Source organism: Candidatus Pantoea soli (genome assembly GCF_007833795.1).
GTDB lineage: Bacteria > Pseudomonadota > Gammaproteobacteria > Enterobacterales > Enterobacteriaceae > Pantoea > Pantoea soli.
On sequence record NZ_CP032702.1, the window covers coordinates 52,278 to 74,881 of the forward strand.

General features: G+C 59.8%; 19 protein-coding genes. 7 read left to right on the plus strand and 12 right to left on the minus strand.

All coding sequences use genetic code 11. The features are described from left to right. The first annotated feature begins 59 nt into the window (after positions 1-59). Positions 60-992, plus strand: coding sequence for a GlxA family transcriptional regulator (locus tag D8B20_RS00255; RefSeq protein WP_145886058.1), 933 nt, complete (start codon positions 60-62; stop codon positions 990-992). Here the strand turns inward: D8B20_RS00255 and D8B20_RS00260 are convergent. Next, complete coding sequence (locus D8B20_RS00260; protein ID WP_145886060.1) at positions 977-1,972, minus strand: acyltransferase; 996 nt, start codon at positions 1,970-1,972, stop codon at positions 977-979. The two genes, D8B20_RS00255 and D8B20_RS00260, sit on opposite strands and share 16 nt — an antisense overlap. A 204-nt stretch (positions 1,973-2,176) precedes the next feature. On the opposite strand from D8B20_RS00260, the gene glyQ reads away from it, so the two are divergent. Together glyQ and glyS are read left to right on the plus strand one after the other, a co-directional pair. After that, on the plus strand, positions 2,177-3,088 hold the full coding sequence (gene glyQ, locus D8B20_RS00265) for a glycine--tRNA ligase subunit alpha (protein WP_145886062.1): 912 nt from the start codon (positions 2,177-2,179) through the stop codon (positions 3,086-3,088). Positions 3,089-3,097: 9 nt separating this feature from the next. Beyond that, positions 3,098-5,167, plus strand: a complete 2,070-nt coding sequence (gene glyS, locus D8B20_RS00270; RefSeq protein WP_145886064.1) for a glycine--tRNA ligase subunit beta — start codon at positions 3,098-3,100, stop codon at positions 5,165-5,167. Positions 5,168-5,221: 54 nt separating this feature from the next. Here the strand turns inward: glyS and selB are convergent, their stop codons facing one another. The 7 genes from selB to fdnG form a co-directional block, all read right to left on the minus strand. Continuing rightward, positions 5,222-7,075, minus strand: coding sequence for a selenocysteine-specific translation elongation factor (gene selB, locus D8B20_RS00275; RefSeq protein ID WP_145886066.1), 1,854 nt, complete (start codon positions 7,073-7,075; stop codon positions 5,222-5,224). Then, positions 7,072-8,451, minus strand: coding sequence for an L-seryl-tRNA(Sec) selenium transferase (gene selA, locus D8B20_RS00280; protein ID WP_145886067.1), 1,380 nt, complete (start codon positions 8,449-8,451; stop codon positions 7,072-7,074). Before selA ends, selB begins: the two co-directional genes overlap by 4 nt. A 7-nt stretch (positions 8,452-8,458) precedes the next feature. Then, positions 8,459-9,070: a glutathione S-transferase gene (locus D8B20_RS00285; protein ID WP_145886069.1), complete on the minus strand. Its 612-nt coding sequence runs from the start codon at positions 9,068-9,070 to the stop codon at positions 8,459-8,461. A gap of 113 nt (positions 9,071-9,183) precedes the next feature. Continuing rightward, complete coding sequence (fdhE, locus tag D8B20_RS00290) at positions 9,184-10,110, minus strand: formate dehydrogenase accessory protein FdhE (protein ID WP_145886071.1); 927 nt, start codon at positions 10,108-10,110, stop codon at positions 9,184-9,186. Beyond that, positions 10,110-10,751, minus strand: coding sequence for a formate dehydrogenase cytochrome b556 subunit (fdoI, locus tag D8B20_RS00295; RefSeq protein ID WP_145886073.1), 642 nt, complete (start codon positions 10,749-10,751; stop codon positions 10,110-10,112). Before fdoI ends, fdhE begins: the two co-directional genes overlap by 1 nt. Beyond that, entirely contained in the window at positions 10,751-11,650 is a 900-nt protein-coding gene (gene fdxH, locus D8B20_RS00300) for a formate dehydrogenase subunit beta (protein WP_145886075.1), read from the minus strand. The genes fdoI and fdxH overlap by 1 nt, the downstream gene beginning before the upstream one ends. A gap of 12 nt (positions 11,651-11,662) precedes the next feature. Further along, positions 11,663-14,710 carry a formate dehydrogenase-N subunit alpha gene (fdnG, locus tag D8B20_RS00305; protein WP_145890320.1) on the minus strand — a complete coding sequence of 1,016 codons (3,048 nt, stop codon included), beginning with the start codon at positions 14,708-14,710 and terminating at the stop codon, positions 11,663-11,665. A gap of 140 nt (positions 14,711-14,850) precedes the next feature. Here fdnG and fdhD point away from each other — a divergent pair, with 140 nt between their 5' ends. Next, the gene (fdhD, locus tag D8B20_RS00310) at positions 14,851-15,675 is read left to right on the plus strand and encodes a formate dehydrogenase accessory sulfurtransferase FdhD (protein ID WP_145886077.1); all 825 of its coding nucleotides are present in this window, start codon (positions 14,851-14,853) and stop codon (positions 15,673-15,675) included. On the opposite strand, the gene D8B20_RS00315 is transcribed toward fdhD, so the two are convergent. Next, positions 15,672-16,448 carry a DeoR/GlpR family DNA-binding transcription regulator gene (locus D8B20_RS00315; RefSeq protein ID WP_145886079.1) on the minus strand — a complete coding sequence of 259 codons (777 nt, stop codon included), beginning with the start codon at positions 16,446-16,448 and terminating at the stop codon, positions 15,672-15,674. The two genes, fdhD and D8B20_RS00315, sit on opposite strands and share 4 nt — an antisense overlap. Positions 16,449-16,618: 170 nt before the next feature. Here D8B20_RS00315 and D8B20_RS00320 point away from each other — a divergent pair, with 170 nt between their 5' ends. From D8B20_RS00320 to D8B20_RS00330, 3 genes are all read left to right on the plus strand, one after another. Beyond that, complete coding sequence (locus tag D8B20_RS00320) at positions 16,619-17,959, plus strand: aspartate aminotransferase family protein (protein ID WP_145886081.1); 1,341 nt, start codon at positions 16,619-16,621, stop codon at positions 17,957-17,959. Positions 17,960-18,149: 190 nt separating this feature from the next. After that, positions 18,150-18,767 carry a superoxide dismutase [Mn] gene (gene sodA / locus D8B20_RS00325; protein WP_145886083.1) on the plus strand — a complete coding sequence of 206 codons (618 nt, stop codon included), beginning with the start codon at positions 18,150-18,152 and terminating at the stop codon, positions 18,765-18,767. Positions 18,768-19,303: 536 nt separating this feature from the next. Continuing rightward, entirely contained in the window at positions 19,304-20,266 is a 963-nt protein-coding gene (locus tag D8B20_RS00330) for a VirK/YbjX family protein (protein WP_145886085.1), read from the plus strand. A 6-nt stretch (positions 20,267-20,272) separates the two neighbouring features. Here D8B20_RS00330 and D8B20_RS00335 read toward each other — a convergent pair whose 3' ends face one another. From D8B20_RS00335 to mtlD, 3 genes are all read right to left on the minus strand, one after another. After that, complete coding sequence (locus tag D8B20_RS00335; protein ID WP_145886087.1) at positions 20,273-20,635, minus strand: YibL family ribosome-associated protein; 363 nt, start codon at positions 20,633-20,635, stop codon at positions 20,273-20,275. 122 nt (positions 20,636-20,757) lie between these two features. Further along, a complete protein-coding gene (gene mtlR, locus D8B20_RS00340) occupies positions 20,758-21,303 on the minus strand; it encodes a mannitol operon repressor MtlR (RefSeq protein ID WP_186454392.1) in 546 nt (181 codons plus the stop codon). A 65-nt stretch (positions 21,304-21,368) separates the two neighbouring features. Beyond that, positions 21,369-22,517 carry a mannitol-1-phosphate 5-dehydrogenase gene (gene mtlD, locus D8B20_RS00345; protein WP_145886089.1) on the minus strand — a complete coding sequence of 383 codons (1,149 nt, stop codon included), beginning with the start codon at positions 22,515-22,517 and terminating at the stop codon, positions 21,369-21,371. Positions 22,518-22,604: the final 87 nt, after the last annotated feature.

The following is a 22,604-nucleotide window of genomic DNA, read 5'->3' on the forward strand; positions in this document are numbered from 1 at the left end:
GCAGCGATACTCCGCCCGCCGGCGAAAAGCCGCACACCGCTTATCACTCAGGAGCCGCTATGCCACAGCCCGTCTATTTCCTTGTTTTGCCTGGCGTGATGGCGCTTGACCTCACCGGCCCGGCGGAAACCCTGCAGCTGGCCGGCGGACATTTTTCCCTGCACTACATCGGCCCGCAGCCCGCTGTACGCTGTTCCACCGGCATGACGCTGGCGGACATTGCACCGCTGCCCGCGCAGTTGCCGGACAACAGTCTGCTGCTGGTGCCCGGCGTGTGCGATTCCCGCGTCTGGCTGGATACGCCAGCGGCAACCGCCGCGCGTCACTGGCTGCGTCAGCAGCACAGCGCCATCCACAGCCAGCGCATCACGCTGGTCTGCATCTGTTCCGGGGCGCTGCTGGCAGCGCAGGCGGGATTGCTTGATGGTGTGGCCTGCACCACCCATCATGATGTGCTGTCACGACTAAGGGCCGCCGCACCGGCGGCGCGGGTAAAAGAGAATCGGGTGTTCGTTGAGCATCAGGGCATCTGGACCAGCGCCGGCATTACCGCCGGTATCGATCTGGCGCTGCACTTGATTAATCGTCTGTGCGGCGCGCCGCAGGCGCTGGCGGTGGCGCGGGAAATGGTGGTGTGGTTCCGCCGCGCCGGCGACGATCCGCAGCTGTCGCCGTGGCTGCGCTATCGCCATCATTTGCATCCGGCGCTTCACCGGGCGCAGGACGCGCTGATTGCCCATCCTGAACATGACTGGTCGCTGGACGCGCTGGCGCAGCGGGCGCATGTCAGCGCTCGGCACCTGACGCGGCTGTTTCGTCAGCATCTCGGGATTAGCGTGCGCGAATACCATGAACAGCTGCGTCTGGGGATTGCGCGGCAGCGTCAGCAACAGGGCGAGGCGGCGGAAAAAGCCGCGCTGGCGGCCGGATTCTCCTCGGCACGTCAGCTGCGGCGGGCGCGACAGCGCTGGGACGATCAGCTCACCAGATGACGTTTATCCAGGCGCTGTAACAGCATGGCCAGCAGCAGGCTGCCGGCCAGCGTCGCGCCGAAGATCCACGGCAGATCCAGCCACGGACGCGACATGTCATCGTAGTGATGGGTGCGCAGATAGTGGATAAACAGCGCGTGGAAGCCGTAAACCGGCAGCGAATAGCGGGACACCGTGGCCAGCAGCGGCAGCGGGCGGCTGTTTAGCACATTTTTAAACAGCACCAGCAGGCTGATGGCGGCGATAAACACCAGCGGCCCGTTATACAGATACCAGGTGTCATTGAACGCGCCATTGATCTTCAGCAGCTGCCGGGTGCCCAGCGCAATGCCTGCCACGCAGGCGATAAAACCCAGCCCGGCCAGCCAGCTGACGCCACGTTTTTGCGTCTCCATACAGCCGATCGCCCGGCCCAGCAGCGCATACAGCAGGTAGTAGATGCTGTCGCCGCTGACATAGAGGTTAACCGGCAGCCAGTGGAACGGCCCCAGTGACTGGCTGACAGTATTGGGATTTGCAATCACCGCCAGCACCATCACCAGCATCACCACATAGCGCGGCCGGACGCTTTTTACCTGAATCAGCGGGGAAAGCAGGTAGATACCGATAATGGCGAAGAAAAACCACAGGTGGTAGAACACCGGTTTTTGCAGCAGTTTCAGCAGCGAGCGGCCTTCGCTGATCGGCGTCAGCCAGGTGATATAGGCCAGCGCCACGGCGCTGTAGAACAGCAGGCACAGCACGATGCGCAGCAAATGCCGTCCCTGCGCGCTGCGTTCACCAAAGAACAGGTAGCCTGAAATCATAAAAAACAGCGGCACGCAGACGCGCGATGCGGCATTGAGCACATTAGCGACATCCCAGCTAAGGCCGGTGACAGCGGTCGGGCCAGTGATATACCAGGTGGTGGTGTGAATGACGATCACCATCAGGCAGGCGACCGCACGTAAGTTATCTATCCAGCTAATCTTTTGTGACATCTCTTCCTCATGGGTCCGGCGTGCGCAGCAAGAGTAGCCACTGCGCTGCACGTCAACAACCCGCGCGGCGGTAATTCAGATCACTCTGTTAAACCAACCCTCACCCGCGCGCGGCGCGGCAGGATTTCCGGCTGCACAATGCGCGGTCAAAGGGTATACTGTCGGACTCTTTTTAAATCCACCCGTATCGCGTGCGAATTCAACATGCAAAAGTTTGATACCAAGACCTTTCAGGGCCTGATCCTGACCTTGCAGGATTACTGGGCGCGTCAGGGCTGCACCATTGTCCAACCGCTGGACATGGAAGTGGGCGCTGGCACTTCACACCCTATGACTTGTCTGCGTGCTATCGGGCCTGAGCCGATGGCGAGCGCGTATGTGCAGCCGTCACGCCGTCCAACCGATGGCCGCTACGGCGAAAACCCGAACCGTTTACAGCATTACTACCAGTTCCAGGTAGTGATCAAGCCAAACCCGGACAACCTGCAGGAGCTGTACCTGGGTTCGCTGAAAGAGCTGGGTATCGATCCTACCGTGCACGACATCCGCTTCGTAGAAGACAACTGGGAAAACCCGACGCTGGGTGCCTGGGGTCTTGGCTGGGAAGTGTGGCTGAACGGCATGGAAGTGACGCAGTTCACCTACTTCCAGCAGGTGGGCGGCCTGGAGTGTAAGCCGGTTACCGGCGAAATCACCTACGGTCTGGAGCGTCTGGCGATGTACATCCAGGGCGTCGACAGCGTTTACGATCTGACCTGGAGCGACGGTCCGTTCGGCAAAACCACCTATGGCGATGTGTTCCACCAGAACGAAGTGGAACAGTCGACCTATAACTTCGAATACGCGGACGTGGATTTCCTGTTCAGCTGCTTTGAGCAGTATGAAAAAGAAGCCCAGCAGCTGCTGGCGCTGGAAAAACCGCTGCCGCTGCCGGCGTATGAGCGCATCCTGAAGGCGGCACACAGCTTTAACCTGCTGGATGCCCGCAAGGCGATCTCCGTGACCGAGCGCCAGCGTTACATCCTGCGTATCCGCACCCTGACGAAAGCCGTGGCCGAAGCCTATTACGCCTCCCGCGAGGCGCTCGGCTTCCCTATGTGCAACCGTAATAAGTAAGAGGCAGCCATGACCGATAAAACTTTCCTGGTGGAAATTGGCACCGAAGAGTTGCCTCCGAAAGCCCTGCGCACGCTGGCGGAAGCCTTTGCGGCGCACTTCACCGCTGAGCTGGACAGCGCCGGCCTGGCGCACGGCGAAGTCAGCTGGTTTGCTGCACCGCGTCGTCTGGCGCTGAAAGTGGCAGCAATGGCGGCCGCCCAGCCGGATCGCGAAGTAGAAAAACGTGGCCCGGCGATTGCCGCAGCGTTTGACGCGGACGGTAATGCGACCAAAGCTGCCGAAGGCTGGGCGCGCGGCAACGGCATTACCGTGGATCAGGCTGAACGCCTGAGCACGGACAAAGGCGAATGGCTGGTGCATCGTGCGCTGGTCAAAGGTGAAAGCGCGCAGGCGCTGCTGCCGGCCATGGTCGCGACGGCGCTGAGCAAGCTGCCGATCCCTAAACTGATGCGCTGGGGAGCCAGCGACGTGCAGTTCGTGCGTCCGGTCCACACCGTCACGCTGCTGCTGGGCGACGAGCTGATTCCTGCCACCCTGCTGGGCGTGCAGTCCGATCGCGTGATTCGCGGTCACCGCTTTATGGGCGAGCAGACGCTGTCGCTGGATAATGCCGATCAGTATCCGCAGCTGCTGCAGGAGCGCGGCAAAGTGGTGGCGGATTTCGCCACGCGTAAAGCCAAAATCAAAGCTGACGCGGAAGCGGCAGCCCGGCAGCTCGGCGGCACCGCCGATCTGAGTGACAGCCTGCTGGAAGAAGTGGCTTCGCTGGTCGAGTGGCCGGTGGTGCTCACCGCCAGATTCGAAGAGAAGTTCCTTGCCGTGCCGGCTGAAGCGCTGGTTTACACCATGAAAGGTGATCAGAAGTACTTCCCGGTCTATGGCGCTGACGGCAAGCTGCTGCCGCACTTCATTTTTGTCACCAACATTGAATCCCGCGATCCGCAGCAGATCATCGCCGGTAACGAGAAGGTGGTGCGTCCGCGTCTGGCGGATGCCGAGTTCTTCTTCAACACCGACCGCAAAAAGCGCCTGGAAGATAACCTGCCGCGGCTGGAGACAGTGCTGTTCCAGAAAGAGCTGGGCACGCTGCGTGACAAAACCGACCGCATTCAGGCGCTGGCAGGCTGGATCGCCGCGCAGATTGGCGCCGACGTGAATCACGCCACCCGTGCCGGTCTGCTGTCCAAATGTGACCTGATGACCAACATGGTGTTCGAGTTCACCGACACGCAGGGCGTGATGGGGATGCACTATGCCCGTCATGATGGCGAAGCAGAAGACGTCGCGGTTGCGCTGAATGAGCAGTATCAGCCGCGTTTTGCCGGTGACGATCTGCCTTCCAGCCCGGTGGCCTGTGCGGTAGCCATTGCGGACAAAATGGATACCCTCGCGGGCATCTTCGGCATTGGCCAGCATCCGAAAGGGGATAAAGACCCGTTCGCGCTGCGGCGTGCGGCGCTGGGCGTGCTGCGCATTATCGTTGAGAAGAACCTGCCGCTGGATCTGCAAACGCTGACCGAAGAAGCGGTGCGTCTCTACGGCAGCAAACTGAGCAACGCCAGCGTGGTGGACGATGTCATCGACTTTATGCTGGGGCGTTTCCGCGCCTGGTATCAGGAAGAGGGCCACAGCGTCGATACCATTCAGGCCGTGCTGGCGCGTCGTCCAACCCGTCCGGCGGATTTCGATGCCCGCATGAAAGCGGTATCGCACTTCCGGACGCTGGACGCAGCGGCGGCACTGGCGGCAGCGAACAAGCGCGTCTCTAACATCCTGGCGAAAGCCAGTGAACCGCTGAATGACAGCGTGCAGGCTTCGCTGCTGAAAGAGAATGCCGAAATCCAGCTGGCGACCTTTGTCACGGCTCTCGGTGACAAACTGCAGCCGTATTTTGCGGAAGGTCGTTATCAGGACGCGCTGGTGGAACTGGCTCAGCTGCGCGAAGCGGTGGACAACTTCTTCGACAACGTGATGGTGAATGCGGATGACGAAGCCGTGCGTATCAACCGCCTGACCCTGCTGGCGCAGCTGCGTCAGCTGTTCCTGCAGGTGGCGGATATTTCCCTGCTGCAGTAAGCGGTCTGCGACATCAACAAGGGGCGATGATTCGCCCCTTTTTTATTGCCGCTTTCAGCGGGCGGTCGCGGTGAAAAGCCGTTCGTCGCGCAGCAGATGATCGTTACCGCGCCGGCGGGTAAAGCCGCTGCGGTCAAAAAATTCCAGAATCTGCACGGCCACTTTGCGGCCGGTGCCAAGCTGATTGCGGAAATCGGCGGCGCTGGTGCTGCCGCCCTGGGCGGCACGCTGGCGTATCAGATCGGCGAAGATCTGGATCTGCTCGCTGCGGTAGTAGCGATCGCGCACGATCGCGGTGAGATGACCAAGGCGCGCGGCGGTCAGCAGCAGGCTGCGGATGGTCTCTTCATCCTGCTGCAGCGCGGTGGCAATGTCCCGCACCCACAGCGGCTGGTCACCAAACAGCGGCGCCACCTGCTGCCACAGCGCCGTTTCCTGCGCGCTAAAGTGCGGTTCAAAGTCGGGCAGATGCAGCCAGCCGTTTTTCTGCTGCAGCTGACCCTGCGCCAGCGCCTGGTCGATCAGCGCCAGCACCAGCCCGGCGGGCTGATCCGGCAGCGCCACGCGCCGCAGGCGATCGTAGCCGATACCCGGCAGCTCCGGATGATGCTGGTGAAAATGCGCCAGCGCCGCCAGTAACCGCTGCTGCCAGTCGCTGCTCTGAGCGGCATCCATCAGCATGCTGCCCAGCCGTACCGGCGCGATATCCGTCAGCAGCGCGTCCAGCGCCGGTGCGGTGAGCTGGTGTGCCCAGGCAAAATCCGCAGACGGCACCGGCTGGTGGCTGAGATGCGCGCGCAGGCTGCTGCCTTCGTCCGTGGCCGCGGCCAGCTGCCGCAGCCAGCTCAGGTAAGCCGGTTGCCGCTTGCCGCGCTTTTTGCTGTTGAGCAGCAGTACGCGCCCGGCGCCCAGCGAGTGCTGCGCATTGCTGTCGCGGATAATCAGCCGGTCCTGCTCTGCCAGCCACAGCGGTGCATTCAGCACCAGTTCTGCCAGCCCGTCCTCCAGCAGCGTCAGGCGACCGGTAACGTGACTGGCGGCATGGTGGATATGCACCGGCTGCGAGGCGCTTTTCAGGGGCTGCAGCAGATGCAGCGCGACAATCAGCCGCTGTGTGCCTTCTGGCTGCGGCTGTTGCAGCAGCCAGTCGCCCCGGCAAAGCTGCGCTTTTTCCACCTCACCGGCGATATTCAGGGCAATACGCTGGCCGGCCTGTGCCCGGCTGACAGGCTGATTCTGGGCATGCAGCGCCCGCACGCGCAGCGGCACATTCAGACGGCTGAGCCACAGGCTATCGCCGACGCTGACCTCGCCGCCCAGCGCTGTGCCGGTTACCACCAGACCGGTGCCCTTCAGGGTAAACGCGCGGTCGATGGCAAGACGGAAGCGGCGACGGCGATCGTATGCCGGTGGCGTCAGGCCGTTGAGGTGCTCGCGCAGCGCGTCGATGCCCTGGCCGGTGTGGCTGCTGGTGACAAACTGCGGCGCGTCAGGCCAGCCAAGCGCTTGTGTCAGCTGTGCCACCTGCTGTTGCACCTCCGCAATGCGCGCGTTCTCTGCGCGATCGGCTTTGGTGAAGGCCACGCTGAGCGGGGGCTGACCGGCAAGGCTGAGCAGCTGCAGGTGTTCGCGCGTCTGCGGCATAATCCCGTCGTCGCAGGCAACCACCAGCAGTGCGTGATGAATGCCGCCGATCCCGGCGAGCATGTTGGCCAGAAATTTTTCATGGCCCGGCACGTCAATAAACCCCAGCGTATGACCGGCTGGCTGCGGCCAGTAGGCATAGCCGAGATCGATAGTCATGCCGCGCCGCTGCTCTTCCGGCAGCCGATCGGCATTGATGCCGGTCAGCGCCTGTAACAGCGCGGTCTTGCCGTGGTCAACGTGTCCTGCGGTCGCGATAATCATGGTACTAATGCCTGAATCAGTGCGGCTTCGTCATCAAGGCAGCGTAAATCAAGCCACAGCCTGCCCTCCTGAATACGGCCAATCACCGGCCGTGCCAGCGTGCGCCAGCGCTGTGCCAGTGTCTGCAGTTCACTGCCGTGGCCACTGTGCGGCGTAAAGGTAATAGCAAAGCCCGGCAGGCGGTCAACCGGCAGCGATCCGCTGCCGATCTGTGATGAACAGGGGGCGATCGCCACAGCAAACTGCGCACCCCACGCCTGTTCCAGTGCGGGCATCAGACGTTCTGCCTGCTGCAGAATCTCATGAGCAGGGCGCGTCAGCAGGCGCAGCGTGGGCAGCGCCTCCTGCAGCGTCTCCGGCTGGCGGTAGAGCTGCAGCGTGGCTTCCAGCGCGGCCAGCGTCATTTTATCAACGCGCAGGGCGCGTTTAAGCGGGTGCTGCTGCAGCTGGTCGATCAGCGCTTTTTTGCCCACGATGATTCCGGCCTGCGGGCCACCCAGCAGTTTATCGCCGGAGAAACTCACCAGGCTTACGCCCGCCGCAATCAGCTGCTGCGGCATCGGTTCTGCGGGCAGGCCGTAAGCGGTCATATCGATTAAGGAGCCGCTGCCAAGATCGCTGATGACCGGCAACTGATGCGCCTCGCCCAGCGTGACCAGCTCCTGTTCTGTTACCGCATGGGTAAAGCCCTGGATCTGGTAATTGCTGGTGTGCACTTTCATCAGCAGGCCCGTGTGTTCACCGATGGCGGCACGGTAATCTTTGAGGTGGGTACGATTGGTGGTGCCGACTTCCACCAGCTGGCAGCCCGCCTGGCGCATGACGTCAGGAATGCGAAATGCACCACCAATCTCCACCAGCTCGCCGCGCGACATCACCACTTCGCGTCCCGCGGCGAGTGTGGCGAGCATCAGCAGCACGGCGGCCGCGTTATTGTTTACGATGCAGGCCGCCTCCGCCCCGGTCAGCTCGCACAGCAGCGCGCTGACGGCGCGATCGCGATGGCCGCGCGCGGCGTCGTCCAGCGCATACTCCAGCGTCACCGGCTGACGCAGACAGGCGGTCACCGCCGCGATTGCGCGGTCGCTGAGCACGGCCCGGCCAAGATTGGTGTGCAGCACGGTGCCGGTCAGATTAAACACCGGGCGCAGGGCGCTGCGCTGCTGCCGCTGCGCGCGGCGTATCGCCTCCTGCGGCCAGTTTTCATGCCAGTCGGGCAGGGCGTGCTGGCGCTGAATATGTTCGCGCGCTTCCTGCTGCAACTGACGCAGCAGGCGGGTAAGAAAAGCGTTGCCGGTTTCGGCGATGAGCGGCTGCAGATGCGGATCGCGCAGCAGGGTATCAATAGCGGGTAACTGACTGTACAGATTCTTCATCGGCAACTTAGCTGGCTGGCGGTACGGTACGGGCAAAGCTTTCCCGCTCGAACAGGCTCTGTGCCAGCCTGACCAGCGCCGGACGGTTAACGCACCAGTTGGGCAGCACGCGACGGAAATTGAGATAACCCAGCATACAGCCGGTGGCGATATCGGCCAGATTCAGCGTATCGCTGCCGAGCAGTTCGCCCTGGGCAGCCGCGGTTTCCAGCGCATCCAGGCCGCGCTGAATTTTTTCCCGGTTGCGCAGCAGCACCTCTTCTGACTGCTGATCGCCCGGGCGCATTTGCTCACGTACGATCACGAGCGCCGCATCGCTGATGCCGTCAGCCAGCTTTTCCAGCTGGCATACCTGCAGCGCCTGCAGCGGATCGGCAGGCAGCATCGCAGGGGCCTCACCGCGCAGTTCAATCGCCTGCGCGATGATAGCGGAGTCGAACCAGGTCAGCTGCTGATCATCGACCAGCGCCGGCACTTTGCCCAGCGGATTGTATTGCAGGACAGGGCTGTCTTCGCTCCACGGAGAGTGGTTGACGAACTCAAACACCAGGCCTTTTTCCAGCAGAATCACTGAAATTTTTCGCACAAACGGGCTGGTATAACTGCCAATCAGTTTCATTAGAGCCTCCGTGATGAAGGAGTGTGGTGTAGGGGCGTCACCGTCGCCATACCGCGCAACCTGGTAACCACAGGGGTGGCAGGGTGCGTCTTTATCCGTGCCAGCCCGGGCGGTTACTCGCCGGGAAACATAAACGGGTTCAGGCTGCTGCGTGCAAATCCTTCCTGCTCCATGCGGGCATCCAGCACCAGCGAAGCCAGGTCGTCCGCCACAGGTTCAATCGCCGGATCGTTTTCCTGGTAGAGCATCTTCAGGTAGGTGCCACAATCGCCGCAGCTTTCGGCTTTGACCGCTGCTTTTTCACTGTCCAGCGACCAGTAGTGCAGATCGCGTGTTTGCTCGCAGTTGGAGCACTTGCTGCGCACCACGTACCATTCGCTTTCACACAGATTGCAGTGCAGATAGCGCAGGCCCTGCTGGCCGATATCCATATGCACCACGCTGGTCACCGGCACGCTGGCGCACACCGGACAAAACTGGCGATGCTCGCCGTATTCGGCGCGCGCTTTGCCAGGGATCATGGCGGCCATCTGCGCCCAGTACACCGAGAGCGCAGCCCAGATAAACGGCGCTTTATCACTGCTGACCTGCGCAAACTCGCCCGCCAGCAGCGCGCTGGCCAGCGTTTCCAGTTCGCTGGAAGAGGCTTTTTCCAGATTCTCCAGCACTGCCAGCGCCTGACCGCTCATCTCCGGTTTCAGCTCCGCGATCAGCGAATGCAGCAGGCGCTGCCAGTGCGCATCACGCGGGTAGTGATGAATATCAAGCGGCGGTTTGCCCTGCGCGGCGCTTTCGGCCAGACGCGGCCGCAAATCCAGCTGCAGCGGATGGTCATACAGCACGATCTCCTGCGCCTGGGCAATCACGGCGGCAAAGCGCAGATAATCGCCCAGCGGATTTTTCGCCGCCAGCTCGCGCAAACGCGCCGCCCGGCGACTGTAGAGATTTTTCAGCCGGGGAAAAAGTAACGGCGGAATCTGCTCCGCCGTGCTTTTATCGCTCTTCTCCAGCTGGTCCTGCGGGATGATGCGAATACTCATCAGGGGCGTTTTTCCTGTTGTGTGTGGCGTTGACGCTGCTCGCGATACCAGCGCGGGTGATGTTTCTTCGCCCACGCAGCCGGCACCCAGCCCTCAACCATGGCGGTAATGGTGCCCTTGACCCACAGAGCCGCATAAATGTGCACCATAATCACCACGATCAAGGCCACAGCCGAGACCGAATGCACCACCAGAGCGGCGCGAATCAGCGGAATAGTGAAGGCACCGGCGAAGTATGGACGCCAGATAACAATTCCGCTCGCCAGCAGCAAAACTAAGCTGATGATAGCAGCCCAGAACACACACTTCTGCCCGAAGTTGTATTTGCCGGTATCGCCGACCTCCTCGTTACGCACAATTTTGTGAATATTTTTCGCCCACATCAGGTCTTCGCGGTTGATCAGGTTTTGTTTCCAGTAGCGTAAGAACATGATGATAAAGGCGGCAAACATCACTACCCCGACAAACGGGTGCAGAATGCGCGCCAGCTGCGGCGTGCCCAGTACGTGCATCAGCCAGTTAAACGACGGAAAAAAGAAACCCAGTCCGCTCAGCGCGGCAAACACAAAACAGAACGCCACAATCCAGTGATTGATGCGTTCCGGTGCGCTGTAACGCACCAGACGATCGCGCTTTTTCATTATTTGCGCTCCTCTTTTTTGTGCAGCTCTTCGTCCTCGTCCTCATCGACCCGGTTCGGGCCCACGCCGACATAATGGAACACCGAGGCGGCAAAGGTGGCCGCAAAGCCGATCGCCGCCAGCGGTTTCCAGATCCCTTTCCAGAACGTCACCGCCGGGCTGATGCTGGGGTTGTCCGGCAGGCCGTGGTACAGCTGCGGCTTATTGGCGTGATGCAGAACATACATCACGTGTGTGCCGCCCACGCCTTCCGGATCGTACAGCCCGGCATTGGCGTAACCGCGCGTATTCAGTTCGGCAACGCGCTCAGCAGCCAGCGCCTGCATATCACTTTTACTGCCAAAGTGAATTGCCCCGGTCGGGCAGGTTTTTACGCACGCCGGTTCCTGACCGACGTTGACACGATCGACGCACAGCGTGCATTTATACACGCGGTTGTCCTCTTTATTCAGACGCGGGACATCGAACGGACAGCCGGCAATGCAGTAGCCGCAGCCGATGCACTGTTCTGACTGAAAATCGACGATGCCGTTTGCATACTGAATAATCGCGCCTTCGGACGGGCAGGCCTTCAGGCAGCCGGGATCGGCGCAGTGCATGCAGCCATCCTTGCGGATAAGCCACTCCAGCTTGCCGTTCTCCTCCACCTCAGAAAAGCGCATCACCGTCCAGGATTTGGCGGTCAGATCAGCCGGGTTGTCATACACCCCGACGTTATGTCCCACCTCATCGCGAATGTCGTTCCACTCTGAACACGCGACCTGACAGGCCTTGCAGCCGATACAGGTGGTCACGTCGATCAGCTTCGCCACTTCCTGCTGATGGTTACGCGCCTGCGGGGCAGGCGTGAAACCGTTGGTGGCGGAGCGGCGGATAATGTCCTGTGATTGATAAGCCATAGTCGTTCTCCGTTACACCTTCTCGACGTTAACCAGGAACGCCTTAAACTCCGGCGTCTGCGTGTTGGCATCACCGACAAACGGCGTCAGGGTATTGGCGATAAAGCCTTTCTTCGCCACGCCCTGATAGCCCCAGTGAATCGGAATGCCGATGGTTTCCACGGTCTTACCGTCCACCTGCAGCGGACGGATACGCTTGGTCACCACCGCTTTGGCTTTGATATAACCGCGATTCGAACTGACTTTCACCGTATCGCCCTGGGCGATGCCCAGCTTCTGCGCCAGCTTTTCACCGATCTCAACAAACTGCTCCGGCTGTGCAATGGCGTTCAGCCGGGCGTGTTTGGTCCAGTAGTGGAAATGCTCGGTAAGGCGATAGGTGGTGCCGACATACGGGAACTGCTCCGCTTTGCCCATCGCAGCCAGATCGTCCTTAAACACGCGCGCCGCCGGGTTTGAGACCACGTTCGGGTGCAGCGGGTTAGTGCCAAGCGGCGTTTCAAACGGTTCGTAGTGTTCCGGGAACGGTCCTTCGGCCATTTTGTCGAGCGCAAACAGGCGACCCATGCCTTCCGGCTGCATAATGAACGGGCCGACATTGCTGCCCGGCGCGGCCGCGCTGTAGTCCGGCACATCCATGCCGCCCCACTTGCTGCCATCCCATTTCAGGATCTGCCGGCGCGCATCCCACGGGTTGCCCTGCGGATCGGCGGAGGCGCGGTTATAAAGAATGCGGCGGTTAAGCGGCCACGCCCAGCTCCAGTTCAGGGTGTTGCCCAGCCCGGAAGGATCGGTGTTGTCGCGGCGCGCCATCTGGTTGCCTTCCGGCGTCCAGCTGCCGGCAAAAATCCAGCAGCCGCTGCTGGTGGAACCGTCATCTTTCAGATGGGCAAAGGTACTGAGCTGCTGGCCTTTTTTCACCAGCACGGTGCCTTTGTCATCCACGATATCCGTCAGCGCCTTGCCGTTGCTCTCCATTGCCACTTCTTCCGGCGCAGGGTTTTCCGGCGTCAGATAGTTCCAGCTCATGTTCAGCACCGGATCGGGCAGTGCACCGCCTTCACGGGCGTACATTTCACGCAGGCGCAGATAGATACCGGCAAGGATTTCACCGTCATTTCGCGCTTCACCGGGTGCGTCCTGACCTTTGTAGTGCCACTGCAGCCAGCGGCCGGAGTTAACGATTGAACCATTCTCTTCGGCGAAGCAGGTAGACGGCAGGCGGAACACTTCAGTCTGAATGTTCGCCGGATCCACATCGTTAAACTCGCCGTGATTTTCCCAGAAGGTGGCGGTTTCCGTGTTCAGCGGATCAATAGTGACAAGGAACTTCAGCTTCGACAGCGAAGCGATAACCTTGCGCTTGTTCGGGAACGACGCCACCGGGTTAAAGCCCTGGCACAGGTAGCCATTGACCTTGCCCTGCGACATCATCTCGAAGTACTGCAGGACGTCGTAGCCTTTGTCCCACTTCGGCAGCCAGTCGAAGCCCCAGCTGTTTTCCGCCTGAGCTTTATCACCGTAAAACGCCTTCATCAGGCTGACGAAGAATTTCGGGTAGTTGCTCCAGTAGTTGACCTGGCCCGGCAGCAGCGCTTTGGGCGTGTTGGCCGTGAGATAGGTTTGCAGATCGGTCTGCTTTTCAGACGGCAGCGTCATGTAGCCGGTGAGGCTTTGTGACAGCAGGCCGAGATCGGTCAGGCCCTGAATATTGGAGTGGCCGCGCAGCGCATTCACGCCACCGCCTGCCATGCCCATATTGCCCAGCAGCAGCTGAATCATCGCCATGGTGCGGATGTTCTGCGCCCCAACCGAATGCTGCGTCCAGCCCAGTGCATAGAGGAATGAGGTGGTGCGATCGCGCGCGCTGGTCTCGCCAATCAGTTCACAGACGTGCAGGAAGTCCGCTTTCGGCGTACCACAGATGCGCTCAACCATCTCTGGCGTATAGCGGCTGACGTGCTGCTTCAGCAGGTTCCACACGCAGCGCGGATGGCTCAGGCTGTCGTCGCGTCTGGCGAAGCCGTCTTCACCCAGCTCATAGTTCCAGCTGGTTTTATCGTATTTCCGGGTTTCCGCGTCATAGCCGCTGAACAGGCCATCTTCAAAATGAAAATCTTCCCGCACAATCAGGCTGGCGTTGGTATAAGCCTGCACATACTCATGCTGGATTTTGTCATTCTGAATCAGCCACAGCAGTACGCCCGACAGGAAGGTGATGTCGGTACCGGAGCGAATCGGCGTATAAAAATCTGCCACCGACGCCGTGCGGGTAAAGCGCGGATCGATAACAATCAGTTTGGCTTTGTTGTGAATCTTGGCTTCCATCGCCCAGCGGAATCCCACAGGATGCGCTTCCGCGGCGTTCCCGCCCATCACAACAATCAGGTTGGCATTACGGATGTCGACCCAGTGGTTGGTCATCGCACCGCGACCAAATGTTGGAGCAAGACTTGCTACCGTTGGTCCGTGTCAGACGCGTGCCTGGTTGTCGACCGCTAACATGCCAAGCGATCGGGTAAATTTCTGGGTTAAGTAGCCGGTTTCATTACTGGAAGCAGACGCACACAGCATACCGGTAGAGAGCCAGCGGTTAACGGTCACGCCTGCGGCGTTCTGCGCAATAAAGTTGGCGTCGCGGTCGGCTTTCATCAGCCGGGCAATGCGATCAAAGGCGTCATCCCAGCTGATGCGCTGCCATTTATCCGAGCCAGGCGCACGGTATTCCGGGTATTTCAGGCGACTGTCGCTGTGAACAAAATCGAGCAGGCCGGCGCCTTTCGGGCACAGCGCGCCGCGGCTCACCGGATGATCCGGATCCCCTTCGATATGGAAAATGGTTTCTCTGGCGTTTTTGGCACCGTCACCAAGGCTGTACATCAACAGGCCACAACCAACTGAGCAGTAGGTACAGGTATTACGGGTTTCACGGGCGCGCAGCAATTTGTATTGCCGCGTTTCCGCCAGCGCGACGTCCGGCGCAAAGCCGAGCATCGCAGCCGTCGTTCCTGCCATACCGCCAGCACAGATTTTGAAGAATTTTCTTCGGCTGACGTTCATGGTTAATCCCTTCGACATTGCTGTAAATTATTATCTTTAGCGCGGGCTGGATTCGGGTCGCCCCGATCCAGGAAAGATTGAGGTAATATCGGCCGGATATTACCACTACTTTAATGTGGGTGTTATGCGAGACGAGAGAAGTGAAAGCGAAACAGCAGAAAAGTGAGCAGAATGTGAATGAGATCGCAGGTCTGAGCCAGACAACGGTGTGGCAGCGGGACGCCCTGACCGAAGCAGAAAGCGACTGGCTGGCGCAGGAAGTGCCGGTTGCGCTGGTGTATAACGGCATTTCGCACGTGGTCATGATGGCAACGCCCGACGATCTGGAAGCGTTTGCGCTCGGTTTCTCGCTCTCGGAAGGCATTATTGCGCAACCACAGGAGATCTTCGGCATGGATATTGTGCCGGGCTGCAACGGCATTGAAGTGCAGATCGAACTCTCCAGCCGGCGCTTCATGGCGCTGAAGGCGCAGCGTCGCGCGATGGCCGGGCGTACCGGCTGCGGCGTGTGTGGCGTTGAGCAGCTTGATCAGATAGGCAAACCCGTGCCTGCGCTGCCGTTTACGCAAACCTTCGCGCTGGCACAGCTCGATACGGCGTTAGCGCAGCTGCGCGACTATCAGCCGGTGGGCAATCTGACCGGCTGCACGCACGCCGCAGCGTGGATGTCGCCGCAGGGTGAGCTGCAGGGCGGCTGTGAGGACGTGGGCCGCCACGTGGCGCTGGATAAACTGCTGGGCTATCGCAGCCAGTGCGGCTGGCAGCAGGGCGCGGTGCTGGTGTCCAGCCGCGCCAGCTATGAAATGGTACAGAAATCGGCCATGTGCGGCGTAGAGATTCTGTTTGCTGTTTCCGCTGCCACGCAGCTTGCCGTGGATGTCGCCAGACGCTGTAACCTGACGCTGGTCGGGTTCAGTAAACCGGGACGGGCGACGATTTATACGCATCCGCAGCGCCTGCGTTAAACCACCTGGACCTGCGGCAGTACCTGCTGCAGGGCAGAGAGCGCCCCCGTTCTCGCCTGCCCACCGTCACAAATCAGCAGATCAATCTCCGCCACCGGCGCGTACTGAACACGGCTTACCACGCCGAGCTTACTGTGATCGGCCAGCAGGATGGTGCGACCGGCCTGCTGCACCATTGCGCGGGCAATGGCGGCTTCATGAGGATGAAAACTGCTGGCACCCTGACTGGCATCAATGCCAACCGGAGAGAGCAGCGCCACATCGGCGCGATAGCGGTATATGTCGGCCACGGTCATCTCGCCGCGCGTCTGCTGCGCGCCTGCGGTCATCATGCCGCCCAGCAGCAACACCTGATTATTCAGCGTTTCATGTTCCTCGGCGGCACTGAGCGCCAGCGCCGCCTGCAGGCTATTGGTGATAATTGTCAGGCCGGACATGCTGCGCAGCGCTTCAGCCAGCATGGTGGTGGTGGTGCCGGCATCCAGAAATAATGTCTGGCCTGGCTGCAGGTGCTGCACGGCCGCTGCCGCAATCGCGCGTTTCTCTTTGGCCTGGGCATTACGGCGAACCTGCAGCGGCGGCTCCGGCTGGCTGTCAGGTGCCACCACACCGCCATGCACCCGGCGGGCTAAGCCCTGCGCTTCCAGCGTAATGATGTCGCGCCGCGCGGTTTCGCGCGAAATGCCCAGTTCTTTAATGATGCGCTCGGTGCTGACCTGATGCTGAGTGGTCAGCAGGGCGCGGATGCGGTGTAAGCGGGTTTCCTGCAGCATGGCCTTTCTCTGTGAACGGGTTTCTGGCCTGCGAGCTTACCTGAGTGTCATCCTGTCGTCATGTGCATTTGGTTGTATTTGTGTATTTGGTTGCATTTTCTGCGCGGACAGGCATGATAGCGATAACGGTCACTATTTATGCCTCTCCACCCTTCGCAACGGGAGTTACCATGGCTACACGATCTACCATCATGGACACCAACAGTTTTCGTGCCGAACATGCTGACGGTCTGGATGCCGCTACGCGGGCGCTGACGGAGAAACGCAGCAAAGTGCTGGGCGAGTCGTATCGTCTGTTTTATCGCAAGCCGGTGCACCTGGTGCGGGGTGAAGGCCAATATCTGTGGGATGCGGCAGGCGACAAATATCTGGATGTGTATAACAACGTGGCCAGCATCGGGCACTGCCATCCGGCGGTGATTGACGCGGTGACGCAGCAGATGAAAATGCTGAATACCCACACCCGCTATCTGCATGAACGTATTCTTGATTATACCGAAGCGTTGCTGGCAACCACGCCGGATGCGATCGACCGCGCTATGTATATGTGCACCGGCTCGGAAGCGAACGACCTTGCCATTCGCGTTGCGCGGGCGTGGAGCGGCGGCACCGGGATTATTGTGTCGCAGGAGGCCTATCACGGCACCAGCGATCTCACATCCGGTGCCTCACCGGCGCTGGGCAGCGGGCAACCGCTGGCCGCAACCACCCGCCTGGTGCCCCCCCCGGATGCCTACCGTGTTGATGCGCCGGATCTCGGGGAGTGGTTTGCCGGGCAGATTCAGCAGCAGATCGACGATCTGACAGCGCACGGCATTAAATTCGCCGGATTCCTCGCTGATTCGATCTTCTCTTCGGACGGCGTCCTGCCCAATCCGCCGGGTTTCCTGCAGAAAGCGGTGGATGTCGTGCACGCAAACGGCGGTATCTTTATTGCCGATGAAGTCCAGCCAGGCTTTGCCCGCACCGGAGACGCGTTCTGGGGATTTGCGCGTCACGGCGTGGTACCGGATGTAGTGACGACCGGCAAACCCATGGGCAACGGCATTCCGGTCTCCGGCCTGCTGGCCAAAAGCGACGTGCTGGCTGCGTTCAGCGATGACATTCCTTACTTCAATACCTTTGGTGGCAATCCGGTGGCGATGGCTGCGGCGCAGGCGGTACTGACTGTGATTCAGGAAGAGGGGCTGCAGGAGCATAGTCGCGTGGTGGGCGCACAGCTGCTGGCGGAGCTGCAGAAGCTGATGGATCGGCATGAATGCATCGGCGATGTACGCGGTGCCGGGCTGTTCATCGGTTTTGAACTGGTAACCGATCGCGCCAGCAAAACGCCGGATAAAGCGCTGGCGCTGGATGTGATTGAGAAGCTGCGTGAGCACCGGGTGCTGACTTCCGTGGCGGGTCCCTATGGCAACGTGCTGAAGTTGCGTCCGCCGCTGGCGTTCCAGGTGCAGGATATCGACTGGCTGGTGGGCGCGCTGGATCGGTCGCTGAGTGAACTCGGACGGTAACAGCACAGCGCGGCTGCTACGGCCAGGGGTAACCGTGCGTGCGCACCTTTTGCCAGATTGATCAAATCCTTATCGTTTCTAAGGCATTGATAACCCTTTTCCGGATCATGATTTTAACTATAATGATCCGACTGCTTACGCGGCACACCGGTAAAGATGTGCTGCAAAACATTAAATGGAGAGGAAGAACATGAGTTATTCACTGCCATCCCTGCCGTACGCCTACGACGCACTGGAACCGCACTTCGACAAGCAGACGATGGAAATCCATCACACTAAACATCACCAGACCTACGTAAACAACGCCAATGCGGCGCTGGAAGGTACCGAATTCGCCGATCTGCCGGTTGATGAACTGATCACTAAGCTGGATCAGCTGCCTGCAGACAAAAAAGGCCCACTGCGTAACAACGCGGGCGGCCACGCTAACCACAGCCTGTTCTGGAAAGGCCTGAAAACCGGCACCACGCTGCAGGGCGACCTGAAAGCCGCGATCGAAAAAGATTTTGGCAGCGTCGAGAAATTCCAGGAAGAGTTTGAGAAAGCGGCTGCAACCCGTTTCGGCTCCGGCTGGGCGTGGCTGGTGAAAAAAGGCGACAAACTGGCCGTGGTCTCTACTGCAAACCAGGATAACCCGCTGATGGGCGAAGCGATCGCCGGCGTATCTGGCTACCCAATCCTGGGTCTGGATGTGTGGGAGCACGCTTACTACCTGAAGTATCAGAACAAGCGTCCTGACTACATCAAAGCGTTCTGGAACGTTGTGAACTGGGACGAAGCGGCCGCGCGTTTCGCTGCTGCAAAATAAGCACCCCTGACGCTGCTTTCACCGCTATGCCGGTGCAAAGCGATATATTCACACCCCGCTGGCGCTGAGCTGGCGGGGTGTTTTTTTATCAGTGAGATCATATAACCGTAGCGTGCAGTGCTGATTTAAAGCGTATTTGTGCGCTGGCATATATTCACGCTTTGCGGTTCAGCTTTTATTAACAAATAACGTTCACAGCGAATAAATCAACGTGCTGAAATAAAGCCGGATATAAAAAGCGCTCTTTAGCCGGCCGGGGAATGCGTGCTGCGCGCTTAACGGTGAAAAGCAGGGCGCTATGCTCTGATAATGCCGCGCCAGGCCGTGTCGCTACGGCTCAGCCCGTACAGCGCCTGTCTCCCGCCGCGCTCCCGCCGCTTATGCGCGCCTGTTTTCGTACCGGCCTGAATATAAAAAATATAAACCAAGGTTAAACGAAACGGGAGTCCGGCTCCTTGCGGATTGGTGATTAACTCGCCGTTGATAATCCGGGGCATATAGTGGCCTCAGGTTATCCCGCAACGTAAAAAATAATTATGTCTACGATTACACATTCTGAGCCGAATACCATTTCGTCGGCAGCGCTGTTTTTGCCTTTAATCAGTGGAAAGTTCCGTCCGGATAAACTGTGGAACAGTGCCCGCTTTCGCCTGAAATTTGCGTTAAGGTCGGCGGTATTTCCGGTGACGACGTTTCATTATCTTCACCAGCTGTCACAGCTCTCGTTTCTGCCGGCGCTGCTGCACAGCCAGGGCCTGCTGCCAGCTAAACCGCACCGCCCGTATCTGTGCGCCGGCTTTAGCGTGGCGCAGCGTGCGCAGGCGATTCTCGATCATTATCAGTTAATGGAACAGCTTGCTGACGACAGGCTGCGTCAGCTGCTGTTAAGCCCGACCAACACGCATATTGCCAGCTTTACCGGCAAAAATGACGAGCAGTTTGTTATTGACTGCTGTTCCGGCTATTACGATCGTGAAGGTGAAATTACGCTGATTTTGCGCTATCAGGAGATGACCATCGCTTCACTCTCGTTCTCCCTTATCAGGCAGCAGCAAAAACGCACGCTGATGATTGGCGGACTGCAGGGACCGCGTAAGCAGGTGCCGGCAGAGGTGATTCGCGAAGCGACCAAAGCGGCGCACGGCCTGTTTCCAAAACGTCTGCTGATGGAAGCGCTGTTTATCCTGGGTGCGCAATGTGGCGCAGAAGCGATTGTCGCCGTCGGCGATGACAGCCACGTGTTCCGCAGCCTGCGGTATCGTCACAGCAAAGGCGATAAATTCTTTGCCAGCTACAGTGAGTTCTGGTTGTCGCTGGGCGGCACGGCGCGGGCCGATAAGTTGTTCACACTGCCGCTGAGCCTGGAGCGGAAAGCGCTGGAGGAGATTGCCAGCAAGAAGCGTGCGGAGTACCGTCGTCGCTATGCCTTGCTGGACACGCTGATTGCCCAGGTCAGGGAGGCAGCAGGTGCGGAACGCGACGTGGCGCACGCCGCGTAAAGCGGATCAAAACGGCTGCTTCGCGTAGCCGGTCATCACCTTCAGCCCCATCTCACGCCCCAGCGCGGTCATCGGGTGAACCACCACCAGGCCGCGCACGCTTTTTTTCAGCGCACCCATATTCGCCTGCTCTTTTTTGGTGATTTCGCGACTGAATGGCAGCTTTTGCAGCTGCTGGGCTTCTTTGCTCAGCTTCTCAACGCGCACGTTGCGCAGGCGCTCAATCTCCTGCACCAGCTTCTCTTTCTCTTTCAGCAGCGCGCCCAGTTTTTCGGCGTCGCCGGCTTCCAGCAGCTGGGGTTCTTTGCGGTTCAGGGCGTCCAGCTGGTCGCTGAGACGTTTAATCTCGGCTTTTTCTTGTTCTTTCATCGGGGAAACTCGTTAAGGAAAACAGGCAAAGGATACATCAAATTGCGCTGTTCTGGCAGCAGAGCGAAGTTGCGGTCGGCAAATTGCCCCGCCGGACGGGGATGATGCCATGCGCGGCGTGTTCAGACCGCAGGCTTTTTAAACGCCTGCTTGTGGGAAATCCGGGAGATCAGCTCCGTCAGTGACAGAACCATCGTGGAGCGCACCATCTGCAGATAGCGCTGCTGCTGCATGGTGCGTAGCTGTTCATCATCCTGGGTGAAGTCCGGCCTCGGCGGCCAGGCGGTCACGCAGTGCAGTTCGCCAAACGGGCCCAGCACTTCATCATCGGTAAAGCGGTATTCGCTGCTGTCGTGATTGAGCTCTTCACGCAGCGCCAGCAGCAGCTCACAATCTTCGTATTCGTGCCGGTTGATGACGCCCAGACCGTAAATCAGCTTCAGGCGTACCGGCAGCTCACCCAGCGGACCGTTACCCAGCAGCAGCGGCTCAACCGCATATTTCACGGCGTAATCGTCCTTGCGGAACACCTGCAGAACCAGCAGATTCACGGCCTCAGCCAGCAGTTCGACAGCGGCGATCAGAAAGCTTCTCACCGAACGACCGGCGTTCAGGCGCTCAAGCACCCGGTTTTCAAAAGCCTGCTTCTCTTCCATCATTGCCTGCATCGTTCAGCTACCGTCGACGGGCACGCTGAAAACCGTGCCCGATTCTGACTTCTAAAAGGCGCGCATTATGCCATAGCGTCGTAAGCGCTCACCACTGAGGCGACCACTTCGCTATCGGCAGCCAGTCCGGCGATCTCCGCCAGCGCGGCCTGTGGGCCTTTCTGCGCGATCAGCGTCGCCAGTTCCAGCGCCTGCGGGTCGGCTTCGCTGCGATAGTGCATCGCTGCAGCAATGCCCTGCACCAGGTTTTCATGCGGCAGGTTGTACTCCAGGGTGCCCTGCAGCGGTTTAATCAGACGATCGCCGGCGCTGAGCTTACGCAGTGGCTGACGGCCCACGCGCTCAACGTCATCTTTCAGATAGGGGTTTTCAAAACGCGTCAGGATCTTCTGAATGTAGGCCGCGTGTTTGTCGGCCTCAAAACCGTAGCGCTGGATCAGCACCGCGCCGCTCTCCTGCATCGCTCCCTGCACCACCGTGCGAATGCGCGGGTCGAGAATGGCATCACGAATGGTGGCATGTCCGGCGCGCTGGCCGAGATAAGCCGTAATGGCATGGCCGGTGTTCAGCGTGAACAGCTTACGCTCGACAAACGCCATCAGGTTGTCGGTCAGTTCCATGCCCGGAATGTCCGGCCGATCGCCTTTGAACTGGGTCTGGTCAACGATCCACTCGCTGAAGGTTTCCACGGTTACTTCCAGCGGGTCGTGGCTGCCGGCATCGGATGGCGGCACAATGCGGTCCACCGCAGAATCCACAAAGCCCACGTGCGCGTCAACCCAGGCGTGATACGCGTCCGGCAGTGCTTTCATTACATGCTGTTTCAGCTGGCTGGTGCCGCGCACCATGTTCTCACAGGCAATGATATTCAGCGGACGCGTATTACCGTTGTCGCTGCGTTTGGCCAGCCCCTGCGCCACGCTGCCCGCAATGCGTTCAAGGATTTGCGGGCCAACCGCTGTGGTCACGAGATCCACCTCTGCAATCAGCGTGACGATAGCGTCGCTGGTGCTGTTAACGGCGCTGACGCCGGTGACGGTTTCCACTTTCGCCTGTTCGCCGACCACATGAACCGGATACGCATGACGGGCGTTCAGGGCGTCCAGCACCACCTGATTGACATCAGCAAACACCAGCTCAATACCGGCATCCGCCAGCAGCTTACCGATAAAACCCCGGCCGATGTTGCCTGCTCCAAAATGTAACGCTTTCATAAATTTGACCCATATCAAATGACGAAAGGGCGGGCATGTCCGCCCCGGAAAGTGGGGACGGGCTTGCCCGCCCCGGGGAATACAACG

Bases quoted from the DNA above. Each gene is read 5' to 3' on its own strand.
- D8B20_RS00255 (WP_145886058.1), top strand. From the start codon at position 60: ATGCCACAGCCCGTCTATTTCCTTGTTTTGCCTGGCGTGATGGCGCTT.
- D8B20_RS00260 (WP_145886060.1), bottom strand. From the start codon at position 1,972: ATGTCACAAAAGATTAGCTGGATAGATAACTTACGTGCGGTCGCCTGC.
- glyQ (WP_145886062.1), top strand. From the start codon at position 2,177: ATGCAAAAGTTTGATACCAAGACCTTTCAGGGCCTGATCCTGACCTTG.
- glyS (WP_145886064.1), top strand. From the start codon at position 3,098: ATGACCGATAAAACTTTCCTGGTGGAAATTGGCACCGAAGAGTTGCCT.
- selB (WP_145886066.1), bottom strand. From the start codon at position 7,075: ATGATTATCGCGACCGCAGGACACGTTGACCACGGCAAGACCGCGCTG.
- selA (WP_145886067.1), bottom strand. From the start codon at position 8,451: ATGAAGAATCTGTACAGTCAGTTACCCGCTATTGATACCCTGCTGCGC.
- D8B20_RS00285 (WP_145886069.1), bottom strand. From the start codon at position 9,070: ATGAAACTGATTGGCAGTTATACCAGCCCGTTTGTGCGAAAAATTTCA.
- fdhE (WP_145886071.1), bottom strand. From the start codon at position 10,110: ATGAGTATTCGCATCATCCCGCAGGACCAGCTGGAGAAGAGCGATAAA.
- fdoI (WP_145886073.1), bottom strand. From the start codon at position 10,751: ATGAAAAAGCGCGATCGTCTGGTGCGTTACAGCGCACCGGAACGCATC.
- fdxH (WP_145886075.1), bottom strand. From the start codon at position 11,650: ATGGCTTATCAATCACAGGACATTATCCGCCGCTCCGCCACCAACGGT.
- D8B20_RS00315 (WP_145886079.1), bottom strand. From the start codon at position 16,448: ATGCTGCAGGAAACCCGCTTACACCGCATCCGCGCCCTGCTGACCACT.
- D8B20_RS00320 (WP_145886081.1), top strand. From the start codon at position 16,619: ATGGCTACACGATCTACCATCATGGACACCAACAGTTTTCGTGCCGAA.
- sodA (WP_145886083.1), top strand. From the start codon at position 18,150: ATGAGTTATTCACTGCCATCCCTGCCGTACGCCTACGACGCACTGGAA.
- D8B20_RS00330 (WP_145886085.1), top strand. From the start codon at position 19,304: ATGTCTACGATTACACATTCTGAGCCGAATACCATTTCGTCGGCAGCG.
- D8B20_RS00335 (WP_145886087.1), bottom strand. From the start codon at position 20,635: ATGAAAGAACAAGAAAAAGCCGAGATTAAACGTCTCAGCGACCAGCTG.
- mtlR (WP_186454392.1), bottom strand. From the start codon at position 21,303: ATGCAGGCAATGATGGAAGAGAAGCAGGCTTTTGAAAACCGGGTGCTT.
- mtlD (WP_145886089.1), bottom strand. From the start codon at position 22,517: ATGAAAGCGTTACATTTTGGAGCAGGCAACATCGGCCGGGGTTTTATC.